Annotated in this window: 7 protein-coding genes; 5 read left to right on the top strand and 2 right to left on the bottom strand. The window is 67.5% G+C overall.

The features are described 5' to 3' along the window. The first annotated feature begins 120 nt into the window (after positions 1-120). Together AC6EI8_RS02945 and AC6EI8_RS02940 are read left to right on the top strand one after the other, a co-directional pair. Positions 121-1,119, top strand: coding sequence for a Bug family tripartite tricarboxylate transporter substrate binding protein (locus AC6EI8_RS02945; RefSeq protein ID WP_149315969.1), 999 nt, complete (start codon positions 121-123; stop codon positions 1,117-1,119). Positions 1,120-1,270: 151 nt separating this feature from the next. Further along, positions 1,271-2,746, top strand: coding sequence for a sensor domain-containing diguanylate cyclase (locus tag AC6EI8_RS02940; RefSeq protein ID WP_498381247.1), 1,476 nt, complete (start codon positions 1,271-1,273; stop codon positions 2,744-2,746). 97 nt (positions 2,747-2,843) lie between these two features. Here AC6EI8_RS02940 and AC6EI8_RS02935 read toward each other — a convergent pair whose 3' ends face one another. Beyond that, complete coding sequence (locus AC6EI8_RS02935) at positions 2,844-4,988, bottom strand: phosphocholine-specific phospholipase C (RefSeq protein WP_498381246.1); 2,145 nt, start codon at positions 4,986-4,988, stop codon at positions 2,844-2,846. Positions 4,989-5,464: 476 nt separating this feature from the next. Between AC6EI8_RS02935 and AC6EI8_RS02930 the strand changes: the two genes are divergently transcribed. Beyond that, positions 5,465-7,711, top strand: coding sequence for a phosphocholine-specific phospholipase C (locus AC6EI8_RS02930; protein WP_498381245.1), 2,247 nt, complete (start codon positions 5,465-5,467; stop codon positions 7,709-7,711). 93 nt (positions 7,712-7,804) lie between these two features. On the opposite strand, the gene prpR is transcribed toward AC6EI8_RS02930, so the two are convergent. Continuing rightward, a complete protein-coding gene (prpR, locus tag AC6EI8_RS02925; protein WP_226105745.1) occupies positions 7,805-9,793 on the bottom strand; it encodes a propionate catabolism operon regulatory protein PrpR in 1,989 nt (662 codons plus the stop codon). Between the two features lie 213 nt (positions 9,794-10,006). On the opposite strand from prpR, the gene AC6EI8_RS02920 reads away from it, so the two are divergent. Together AC6EI8_RS02920 and AC6EI8_RS02915 are read left to right on the top strand one after the other, a co-directional pair. Next, complete coding sequence (locus AC6EI8_RS02920; RefSeq protein ID WP_149315964.1) at positions 10,007-11,206, top strand: CaiB/BaiF CoA transferase family protein; 1,200 nt, start codon at positions 10,007-10,009, stop codon at positions 11,204-11,206. Further along, on the top strand, positions 11,203-12,141 hold the full coding sequence (locus AC6EI8_RS02915) for a hydroxymethylglutaryl-CoA lyase (RefSeq protein ID WP_498381244.1): 939 nt from the start codon (positions 11,203-11,205) through the stop codon (positions 12,139-12,141). Before AC6EI8_RS02920 ends, AC6EI8_RS02915 begins: the two co-directional genes overlap by 4 nt. The last annotated feature ends 8 nt before the right edge of the window (positions 12,142-12,149 follow it).

The following is a 12,149-nucleotide window of genomic DNA, read 5'->3' as shown; positions in this document are numbered from 1 at the left end:
TGCCATGCGGAAAATGGCGGAAAACCCCAACGTGTCGCGGGCTGGAACAGCCACTAAGATGAACCGGCAGCAGCGGACCCCAAAATCAGCTGACCCAAAACAACAGCCGGAGACATCAGCATGGATCGACGACAGTTCCTCGGCGCGGCGGCCTGCGCCACCGCGACGCTCGCGGCAACCGGCCTGGCGCCAAGCGCATGGGCGGCGGATTGGCCGAGCCGGCCGATTCGGCTGGTGGTCGCCTATCCGCCGGGGGGCGGCACCGACGTGGTGGCGCGGCTGTTCGCCGATTACTTCACGAAGGTCATCGGCCAGTCGGTCGTCGTGGAAAACAAGCCGGGCGGGGCGACGATCCCCGCCACGCAGGACGTGATCCGCGCGAAGAACGACGGCCACACCTTGCTGGTCACGCTCGGCTCGTCGGCGACCTCCGGCGCCCATATCAACCGCGTGCCCTACGACCCGCTGACCGATCTGACCGCATTGGCGGAGCTGGGCAAGGCGCCGGTCGTGATGGTGGCGAACAAGGACGCGCCGTTCTCCTCGCTGAAGGAACTGATTGCCTGGTCCAAGGCCAATCCCGGCAAGCCGCTGCATTCCGCGTCGTACGGGCCAGGAACCTCGTCGCACTTCGGGCCGCTGCTGTTCAACCGGCTGTCCGGCACCCATATCGAGCCCGTGCTGTACAAGGGCTCGGCGCCGGCCACGCAGGACCTGGTCGGCGGCGTGGTGCCGTTGATGATCGACGGGCTGACCACGGGGGTGCCGCTCTATCAGGCGGGCAAGACCAAGGTGCTGGCGACCACGATTCCGGAACGTTCCGATCTCGCGCCCGGTGCGCCGACGTTCCGGGAACTGGGATTTGCCGAGATGGAGCAGTTGAGCGGCTATTTCGCGCTGTTCGGTCCCAAGGCCATGCCGAAGGACACCGTCGAGGCGGTATCGGCAGCCGTGCGCAAGGTGCTGGCGGACCCGGCCTATCACAAGCGGCTGGCGGGCGTCGGCGTATTGCCGCCGCAGGCCGTCACGCCGGAGGCCTTTGCCACGCAGATCAAGACCGATCATGCCCGGTGGGGCAAGTTCATCAAGGACATCGGCTTCAAGATCGACGGAACCTGAGCCCCTCCACGATGGCGGGTTTCCCATCCGGGGCGTGGTGCCCTATGCTACGGGCTTTGCGTGGCTTGCCAAGGCAGAGCAAGCACAGCGCAACCCGGCCATCCGGCCCGGTTGCGATCGCCACGCCAGCCTGGAATCAGAGGAATCCGCCTTGAAGGCCGAAAGCAGCGCGTCCACCGTCGACGACTACCAGAACCTGTTCGATCTCGCGCCAGTCTCGTTGTGGCTGGAAGACTATAGTGACCTGAAACGGCATCTCGATGGCCTGCGGGCCGCGGGCATCACCGATCTGCGCGCCTACCTGCATGGCCATCCCGACGAGGTTGCCCGTTGTTCGTCGCTGATGCGCATCGTCAATGTCAACCGCCGCACGCTGGAGCTCTACGGCGCCCGGGATCTCGCCGATCTGGTCGGAAATCTGGACAAGGTGTTCCGCGACGACATGTTCGAGCAGCACGTCGAGGAACTGGTGGACCTGTGGGACGGCCGCGGCGTCTTCGGCGGCCAATCGGTCAATTACACGCTCGATGGCCAGCGTCTCGATATCCAGCTGTCAGGCCGCGTGCTGCCGGGCCACGAGCAGCATTGGGACCGCGTGCTGCTGTCGATCGACGACATCACGCAGCGCCAGCGCGCCGAGCGGGAGCTGCGCAATAGCCAGCAATACGCGCTCGGGCTGTTCGAGCATTCGCCGGTGTCGCTGTGGGTCGAGGACTTCAGCGCGGTCAAGGTGTTGCTCGACGAGGTGCGCGCCGCCGGCATTACCGATTTCCGGACCTTCCTGAACGTCCATCCCGATTTCATCGCGCGCTGCATGCAGGAAATCCGCGTGATCGACGTCAACCAGCAGACCTTGCTGATGTTCAGCGCGCCATCCAAGCCGGTGCTGCTGTCGCGCCTTGGGGACGTGTTCCGCGATGACATGCAGGGGCACTTTGCCGAGCAGCTGGTCGATCTGTGGAACGAGAAGCTGTGGCAGCAGCGCGAGGTCGTCAACTATGCGCTGGACGGCCGCCAGGTCGATGTGTACATGCAATGGTCGGTATTCCCCGGGCACGAGGCCGAATGGGATCAGGTGCTGGTGTCGCTGACCGACATCACCGCGCGCAAGAAGGCCGAGGCCTACGTCGAATTCCTCGGCAAGCACGACGTGCTGACCAAGCTGTACAACCGCGCCTATTACGAGGACGAGCTGGCGCGTCTCGGCCGCAAGGGGCCGTGGCCGGTCAGCGTGATCGCCGTGGATCTGAACGGACTCAAGCAGATCAACGACAACCGTGGCCACGGCGATGGCGATGCGCTGCTGCGCCGTGCGGGAGAGGCCCTGAAGAAGGCGGTCGGCGACGGCTTCTGCATCGCCCGTGTCGGCGGCGACGAGTTCATGGTGCTGCTGCCGGACCGCGACGAACATGCCACGGCCTCGATCGTCGCGCAGATCGAGCAGGTCGTCGAACTGAACAACCAGTTCTATCCGGGCGCGGCGCTGAACTTCGCGATCGGCGCGGCCACCTGTGCGGTCGGCGAGCGCCTGACCGATACGGTCAAGCAGGCCGACGCGCGCATGTATGCGGCCAAGCGGGCGTACTACGAAAAGCTGCGGGCGGAGCGGGAGCGCCGCAGCAACTGAGCCACCCGACCAAGCGCGCCACCAGGCTCAGCGCCAACGTCACCACCAGGCCCACCGCTAAGCCCGGCCGCTAAGCCAAGCCCCGCCGACGGACCCCTCAGTCGCGTTCGCCCATCGCCGGGTCCGACACGAGGTCCTTGCCGGTCTCGATGCGCCCGGCAAAACGGCGGCGGAAGCTGCCTTGCTGGGTAGTCACCGTGAAGTCGTACCAGTTGCCCTGCGAGCCCACCGGCCAGTGCTGGTCCAGCTGCTTGCCGGCGGGGACTTCGAAGGTCCAGGGGCCATCGTTGCGATAGGCGTTCGGCACCACGGTGAAGGTGCAGGCGCTGGCGCCGGCATTGATCATCGTCAGGTAGACCGCCGCGTTGGCGATGTCGTAGCAGACGCGGATCTCCGGCGCGCTGGCACCCGCGGTGCCCAGCGTGCTGACGTCGCCGCGGAAGCTGCGATGAAAGCCATTGGGTCCCAGCACGAACAGGTCGTAGCGGCCTTCGTCGCCAGCAAAGACCTCATAGCGGCCGTCGAGCTGCTTGCCCGGTTCGACGGTGTAGCGGCGCGGCACGCGGTCCAGGTGCAGCCGGTCGTAAACATGGAACACGGCCGCGACCGTTCCGGTATTGCTGAACAGCAGCCACATCGCGCGGCCGCTGGGGTCTTCCCGGCCGCTGACGTGCAGTTCATACGGCAGCGCGCGCGAGGGGCGCGTGCCGGTCGCCTGCGCCGGCATCTGCTGCGCGGTCGTCGGCGGCAGCGGTACCTGGGGCAACTGGCCCTGCGCGGTGCGGATCGCATCGGCGCTGGTCTTGTCCCGCGTTGGCAGCGTCGGCAGCGTCTCGGTATTCGGATTGACGAAGTTGAACGCCGAGAGCAGATCGCCGGCGATCGCGCGGCGGTACGCGCTGATATTCGGCTCCATCACGCCGAAACGGGCTTCGAGGAAGCGCAGCACCGACGTGTGGTCGAACACCTGCGAATTGACCCAGCCGCCGCGGCTCCAGGGCGATACCACATACATCGGCACGCGGGGGCCGGGACCATAGGGCTTGCCGTCGGTGTGATACTCGCCGTCGGTCGCCACCGTCGAGGCGCCGGCCAGCGTGCCGTTGTCGAACGCGGGCGCGCAGGGCGGCGGTACGTGGTCGAAGAAGCCGTCGTTCTCGTCGAAGTTGATCAGCAGCACGGTGCGGCTCCAGACCTCCGGATTGGCCGTCAGCGCGTTGAGCACCTCTTGCGTATACCAGGCACCCTGCACCGGGCTCGACGGCCCGGGATGCTCGGAGTAGGTGGCCGGTGCCACGATCCACGACACCTGCGGCAGCGTTCCCGCCGCGATATCGTCCTTCAGTGCCTGCAGAAAGCCGCCATCCGGCATCGTGTTGCCGATGCCCTTGATCAGCGGGCTGATCGATTCGTCTGCCGGCGTGTAGGGCGGATACGGGCTGCCGTTGGGCAGGTTGCCGCGCGCCGCGTTGGCTTCGCGATATTGCTTGAAGCCCGCCAGCGGATTGTCGGTGAAGTTGTCCGGCAGGTTCTGGTAGACCTTCCAGCTGACACCGGCGGCCTGCAACCGCTCCGGATACGTGGTCCAGCGGTAGCTGATGCTGGTCGCATCGAGCGAATCGCCGCGGTTGTCGATCACCGGGCCACCCATCGCGCCGGTCGGATCGTTGGTGCCGGTCCAGTGGAACAGGCGGTTCGGGTTCGTGCCGCCATGGAACGAGCAGAAGTACGCGTCGCAGATCGTGAAGGCGTTGGCCAGCGCGTACTGGAAATCGAGTTCGGCTTCGGTATAGAAGCCCATCGAATGCGGCTCCTTGTACGTCGGCCACTGGTTCATGCGACCCAGGTCCCAGGCGTCCTGCGCATCGGGATAGCTGTGCGGCGTGCCGCTGACGCGCTGCGCGTTGCCGGCGCTGCTGTCCAGATGGTAGGGCAGCACGATGCGGCTGACGCCATTCTCGGTATAGGTCTGCTCGAAGACGTTGCGCCCGCCGGCAAGCGGAATCGGAAAGCGGTCGCCGAAGCCGCGCACGCCCTTCATCGTTCCGAAATAGTTGTCGAACGAGCGGTTCTCCTGCATCAGGATCACGACGTGCTCGACATCGCGGATGGTGCCGGTGGCGTTATTGGCGGGGATGGCAAGGGCGCGGCGGATCGCAGGCGGGAACGCGGCGAGGGTGGCGGCAGCGGCGGCGCCGGTGCTGGCGATCTTCAGGAATTGACGACGGCTGTTCGATGGCATGGCGAAAGGCGGCTGGGATGGCGGGATGGTACCGGCAGGGCGGCGATCGGGAAACCATTGGCGCCGGCGCCCGAGGCAGCGGGGCGCCGGACAGCCGAAGCCGGCACCGTACCGAACGGCGATGTCAGCGGCATGACGCGGCGATGACAAGGACCACTCCGCAACAGTGCGGGAGTTCGGCGTCGGGTCACAGTGCCGTCATGCAGGCGCACTAGGCTGGCGGGATTTTCCGAAGCCGGAAAAATCTCTCCCCCTTCTTTCCACGCCAGCGAAGGTTCCAATGCAAGCCCTGAGAATGACGAGAGCGCTGTTGGCCGTTCTTCTGACCACCGCCGTGCTGACCGCCTGCGGCGGCGACGACGACAAGCCGGGCGAAACGCCGAAGCCCCCCGAGACGCCCAAGCCGGAACTGCGCTGCGCTCCCTGAGCGCGATCCGCACCCGGCCCTCCGACTCCGCCCACAACAACAAACAGAAATGACCTCCCGCCGCAGATTCCTGCAGGCGAGCGCGGCCGCGGGCTTTTCGGCCGCGGCGCTCGCCGCCTTTCCTCCCAGCATTCGCCGCGCGTTGGCCATTCCGGCCCACAATGCCACCGGCACCATCATGGACGTGCAGCACGTGGTGATCCTGATGCAGGAGAACCGCTCGTTCGACCACTACTTCGGCACGCTGAGCGGCGTGCGCGGATTCGGTGACCGCATCACAATCCCGATGCCGAACGGCCGCAAGGTCTGGCAGCAGGAGCGCGCGAACGGCACGGTGATCACGCCCTACCATCTGGACGGCACCGCCAACAACGCGCAGCGGGTCGCCGGCACGCCGCACTCGTGGAAGGACAGCCAGGAGGCCTGGGATCACGGCCGCATGTCGCGTTGGCCCGTCGCCAAGACCGACACGTCGATGGGCTATTACAAGGAGCAGGAGATCCCGTTCCAGTTCGCGCTCGCCAATGCGTTCACGATCTGCGACGCCTACCACTGCTCGATGCACACCGGCACGGACGCGAACCGGGCCTTCCATCTGACCGGCACCAACGGGCCGGTGCCGCAGAACGTGGCCTTCGTCAACAACGAGTGGGATGCGATCAACGGCATCCCGTCGGACGCGAACGTCGGCTACACGTGGAAGACCTATGCCGAGCGGCTGGAAGAGGCCGGCATCAGCTGGATCAGCTACCAGAACATGCCGGACGAGTGGGGCGACAACATGCTCGGCGCCTTCCAGACCTTCCGCCGCGCCAATCTGGCGTCCGGCTTTCCGGTGTCGAGCGGCGGTGCGCCCGGCGCGCCGTACAACGATACGGGCCAGCCGCTGCCGTATCACGCCTACGATGCGGCGACCGACAACGCCAGCAATCCGCTCTACAAGGGCGTCGCCAACACGCTGCCGGGCAGCCAGCCGGACCAGTATCTCGACGCCTTCAAGCGCGACGTGCGCGAAGGCAAGCTGCCGCAGGTATCGTGGATCAATGCGCCGTCGATCTACTGCGAGCATCCCGGGCCCTCGAGTCCGGTACAGGGCTCGTGGTTCCTGCAGGAGGTCCTCGATGCGCTGACCGCCAATCCGGAGGTCTGGAGCAGGACGGTCCTGATCGTCAATTTCGACGAGAACGACGGCTATTTCGATCACGTGCCGTCGCCGTCGGCGCCGTCGCGCAATCCCGACAACACGTACGCCGGCAAGACCACGCTCAGCGAGGCAGAGTTGGCACCGGAGTATTTCACGCAGCCGCCGCCGCAGGGCAGCACCAGCCAGCCGGCGCCGGACGGCCGCGTCTACGGGCCGGGACCGCGCGTTCCGCTTTACGTGATCTCGCCGTGGAGCCGCGGCGGCTGGGTCAATTCGCAGGTGTTCGACCACACGTCGGTGCTGCGCTTCCTCGAGGCCCGCTTTGGCGTGCAGGAGCCGAACATCAGCCCGTTCCGGCGCGCCGTCTGCGGCGACCTGACCAGCGCCTTCAATTTCAAGACGCCGAATACCGAGGCGTTGCCGACGCTGGCGGGCCGCACCACGCGGGATGCGGCCGACGCGCTGCGCGCCGCGCAGCAGCGGCTGCCGGCCGTGCCGGTGCCGCGCGACATGGCGCTGCCGCTGCAGGCACCGGGCACGCGTCCTTCGCGCGCGCTGCCCTACGAGCTGCATACCAGCGCGCGTTGCCATGCATCGGGCCAGGGGTCGGGCCAGGTCGAGCTGCTGTTCTCGAATACCGGTACGCAGGCCGCCGTGTTCCACGTCTACGACGGCCACAAGCTGGACCGCATCCCGCGCCGCTATATGGTCGAGGCCGGCAAGACGCTGTCCGATACCTGGAACGCCGGGTCCGACAATTTCGGCCGCTACGATCTGTGGGTGCTCGGCCCCAACGGCCACCACCGGCATTTCAAGGGCGACCTGAACCGGCTCGGCGCTGCGCAGGCCGCGCCGGAGATCCGTGTCTGCTACGACATCGCCAACGGCGACGTCTACGTGGACCTGCTCAATCCGGGCGCCGCCGCGTGCCAGTTCGCCATCGCACCGCTGGCCTATCGTGCCGACGGACCCTGGCAGGTCGACGTCGCCGCGGGCGGCACGGCCTCGCGCCACTGGTCGCTGGCCGACAGCGGCCAGTGGTACGACTTCGCGGTGACATGCAGCAGCGATCCGGCCTTCTATCGCCGCTTTGCCGGCCGGGTGGAAACCGGGCGGCATACGGTCAGCGACCCGGCGATGGGCGAGGTCTGACGAGGCGGGTCAGTCATGAGGCGAGTCGCCACGCGAGTCGTCAGGCGAGTCGTCGGGCGAGTCGTCGGGCGAGGCGTCTGGCGAGGCGTCAAGTTAGTCGTCGGGTGCGATGGGCGGCGCGGCTTGCCCGCTCGCTTCCTTCACCCATCGCCATAGCGTCGCGCGGCTGATGCCCAGCCGCTGCGCGGCCTGCTGGCGGTTGCCGCCGCAGGCCGCCAGCACCTCCAGCACCCGCGCGCGAGACGCGGCGTTGGCGCCGGGGCCTGAGCCAACGTCCGAGCGAATGTCCGAGCGAATGTCCGAGCCCCCGCTATCCAACCCATAAAGCTCGGGACAGTCGTGGCGCAATTCGTCGAACGCGATCGCGTCGACGTGCTGCCACTGCGAGAAGAACACGGCCATCCGTTCGCACAGGTTCTCGAGCTCCCGCACATTGCCCGGCCAGCGGTAGGCTCGCAGCCGCTCGCGCAAGGGCGCGAGCAAGGCCGTCGCGTCCAGGTCGCTGTCGAGCCTGTCCAGGCTTCGCCGCAGCAGCACGGTGGCCAGCGCCTCGATGTCCTCCGTCCGCTCCCGCAGCGGCGGGATGCGCAATTGCAGCGTGTTGATCCGATAGTAGAGGTCCTGCCGGAATTGCTTCGCCGCGATCCGCTGCGGCAAGGGCTGGTGGGTCGCCGCGATGATGCGCACGTCGACGGGAATCGGTACGCCGCCGCCCAGCCGCACGATCTCGCGCTCCTGCAGCACGCGCAGCAGCCGCGTCTGCAACGAGACCGGCATGTCGCCGATCTCGTCGAGGAACAGCGTGCCGGTGTGAGCCGCTTCGAACAGGCCGCGCTTGCCGCCGCGGCGCGAGCCGGTGAACGCGCCTTCTTCGTAGCCGAACAGTTCGCTCTCGAGCAGCGCCTCCGGAAAGGCCGCGCAATTGACGGCGACGAACGGCTTGCCGGCGCGCTTGCTGTCGTTATGGATGGCCTGCGCGAACAGCTCCTTGCCGACGCCGCTTTCGCCGGAGATCAGCACGGTCAGGTCGGTCCGCGCGAAGCGCCTGGCGGTTGCGCAGGCCCGTAGAACGGACGGACTGCTTCCGATCAGATTGTCGAAACGATGGCGCGCGGTCGGCTGATGGCGGCGCTGCTGGCTGCGCAGGCTGGCGTCGGCGTCCTGGATATTGCGCGCGTCGTACAGCGTCAGGGCGGCACCGACCGTATCGCCGTGCTCGCGAATCGGCGTGCGATTGGCGATCCAGTCGCGCTGGGCGTAGCGCAGCACGCTGCCGCGCTCCTGCAGCCCGCTGTCCAGCGTGGTCCGCAGCGACAGCGCCGGCTCGATGTCGTCCAGATGCTGGCCGAGCAAGCGGGCGCGCACACGTCCCAGCAGCTTCTCCATCGGCGGATTGACCGCGATCAGGCGATTGTCGCGATCGACCGCCAGCACGGCTTCCTGCAGGTTGTGCAGCACGCCGTTCAGCTGCTCGTAGCGGCCCGCCTCGAGCCGGGCGACACGCGCCAGCTCGATCGCGTCCTCGATGCCCTGGCGCACCGCGCCGAGCGAGTAGGCGAGGCGGCCCTGCAAGCCATACTGCTCGGCCAGCTCCACCACGATGCTCGAGCCGACCACCACTTCGTAGCCGTCGCGGGCCAGCAGTTCGAAACACTGCCGGGCCTCGTCGGGCGTGCGGTAGGCGTACTGCGCCACCTTGATCTTCAGCAGGTCGCGCACCGCATCGAGCTCCGGGATGCACGCGCCGTACATCACCACGCCGACCTTGGACGAGATGCGCCGCGCGTTGAGCAGCGCCAGCAGGATGTCGAAGCCGGACAGCTTGATGGTGGCGACCGGTGCCACCACCGCGTTGCGCAGGATGGTGGCGTTGGCGCCGGCGCTGATCAGCGCGTCGGTCGAGCCGTCGCGGATGCGCTCGCGCGCGGCGTCGAGGGCCGCCTCGAACGAGGCGTTGACCACCTCGATCTCGGCCCGGTCCGCGTATTCGTCCAGCACGGTCATCGCGAACCGGCTCAGGTGCTTGTAGCTGATGAAGCAGAGCCGCGGCCGGGTGCCGCGGTCGTTCGGGGTGTTGCGCATGGTCTCCTCGCCGGCGGTCTGCGCGCTTCGTCCCGCCTCGAAGCTCAGGCCGCGCGCTTTCGCCGTGTTTCATCGATGTCTCGCCAGTGTTTCATGAAACGGTGAAACGCGAGTAGCAGAATGAATTATCCAAAATAATCAATGGCTTATCTCGCGCCGCAAAGGTGGCATGGGGCTTGCGGAACAAGCCGCATGCTACCGACGGAGGAAAGAATGCAGGCGCTCAGCCATATCACCGTGCTGGATTTGACCCATATGCTGTCGGGCCCGTACGGCACGATGCTGCTGGCCGATCTCGGCGCGCGCACCATCAAGGTCGAGCCGCCCGGCGCCGGAGAGGGGACGCGGCGGCTGCTGGCCGAGAGCGAGGACTATGCGCGCGACGGCATGGGCGCCTACTTCCTGACGCTGAACCGCAACAAGGAAAGCGTCTGCATCGACCTGAAGTCCGACGCCGGCCGCGCGGTGTTTCTCGATCTGGTGCGCCATGCCGATGTGGTGTTCGACAACTTCAGCGCCGGCGTCACCGAGCGGCTGGGTATCGATCATGCCGCGCTGTCGCAGGTCAATCCGCGCATCGTCACCTGCTCGGTGACGGGCTTCGGCCAGACCGGCCCGGACCGGCAGCAGCCAGCCTTCGACCAGGTCGTGCAGGCGATGGGCGGCGGCATGTCGATCACCGGCATGGCCGATGGACCGCCAGTGCGCAGCGGCATTCCGATCGGCGATCTGGGCGGCGGCGTGTTCGGCGCGATTGGCGTGCTGGCGGCGCTGGCCGAGCGCGAGCGCAGCGGCGTGGGACAGCACGTCGATATCTCGATGCTGGATGCGCAGATCTCGCTGCTGAACTACATGGCGACGATGCATCTGATGTCGGGCATCGTGCCGGAGCGGATCGGCAACAGCCATTTCGTGCACGTGCCGTACAACACGTATCCCACCCGCGACGGCCACATCATCATCGCCTGCATCGGCGATGCGTTCTTCGAGCGCTTCCTGAGCGTGATCGACCATCCGGAGTTGCGCCGCCCGGAATATCTGCGCCAGCCGGGCCGCTACGCCGACAAGGACCGCATCGACGCGATCATCGGCGATGTGCTGCGCGGCGAATCGTCGGCATATTGGCTCGACCGGCTGCGCCAGGCCCGCATTCCGTGCGGCCCGGTCAATGACTTCGCCCACGCGCTGCGCGAACCGCAGGTGCTCGGCCGCGACATGGTGGTCGAGGTCGAGCTCAAGACTGGCGAGACGGTGCGCATGCCCGGCAATCCCGTCAAGCTGTCGCGCGCGGCCGCGCCGGCGTACAGCTGTCCGCCCGCGGTCGGCGAGCACACGGAGGCCGTGCTGCGCGATCTGCTCGGCTACGACGCCGATCGGCTGGACCGGTTGCGCGCCGCCGGCGCGGTCGCATGACGGAGGCAACGACGATGGAACAGGAAACGATCGTCATCACCGATGTCGCGCCACGCGATGGCCTGCAGAACCAGGCCGTGGCGATTTCGACCGAGGGAAAACTGGAGCTGGTCCGCCGCCTTGCCGCGGCCGGTGTGCGCAGCGTCGAGGCGACCAGCTTCGTCTCGCCCCGCGCGGTACCGCAGATGGCCGATGCGGCCGACGTGGTGGCCCGCTTGCGCGGGGAGCTGCCCGATCTGCGCCTGTCGACGCTGGTGCCGAACCGCAAGGGACTGCAGCGCGCGCATGCCGCTGGCGCGCCGGAGATCGCCGTGGTGCTGTCCGCGACCGAGACCATGAACCTGCGCAACATCAATATGGATCTGGCGCAGGCCACCGCGGTCAGCGAAGAGACGCTTGCCCACGCACGCGAGCTCGGCCTGCGCACGCGCGCCTATGTCGCAGTCGCCTTTGTCTGTCCGTTCGAGGGCGAGGTGCCGCTCTCCACCGTGGTCCGGCTGGCGCAGCGCATGCGCGAGGCCGGTGCGCAGGAGATCGTGATTGCGGACACCATCGGCGCCGCCGCACCGGCCGGAGTCAAGGCGCGCTTTGCCGCGCTGGCCGACACCATCGAGATCGACCGGCTCGCGGTCCATCTGCACGACACGCGCGGCCTCGGTGCCGCCAATGCGTGGGCCGCGCTGGAAGCGGGCGTGCGGCGCTTCGACGCCAGCGTCGGCGGCATCGGCGGCTGCCCCTTCGCCCCAGGCGCGGCCGGCAATCTGGCGACCGAGGACCTGGTGTTGATGGCGGAGCAGAGCGGCTTTGCCACGGGTATCGCGCTGGAGGGCCTGCTCGATGCCGTCGGTTATGCGGAGTCGCTGCTGGGACGTCCGTTGGGCGGGCGATCCAGCGCATGGCTGCGGCGCCGGTACGGGGCTGAACCGGTGACATGAGTCCGCCG

The sequence above is a fragment of the Cupriavidus sp. R6-3 genome (assembly GCF_059772245.1).
Note: the sequence above shows the minus strand (reverse complement) of the source record. Positions and strands in the feature narration are given on the sequence as shown.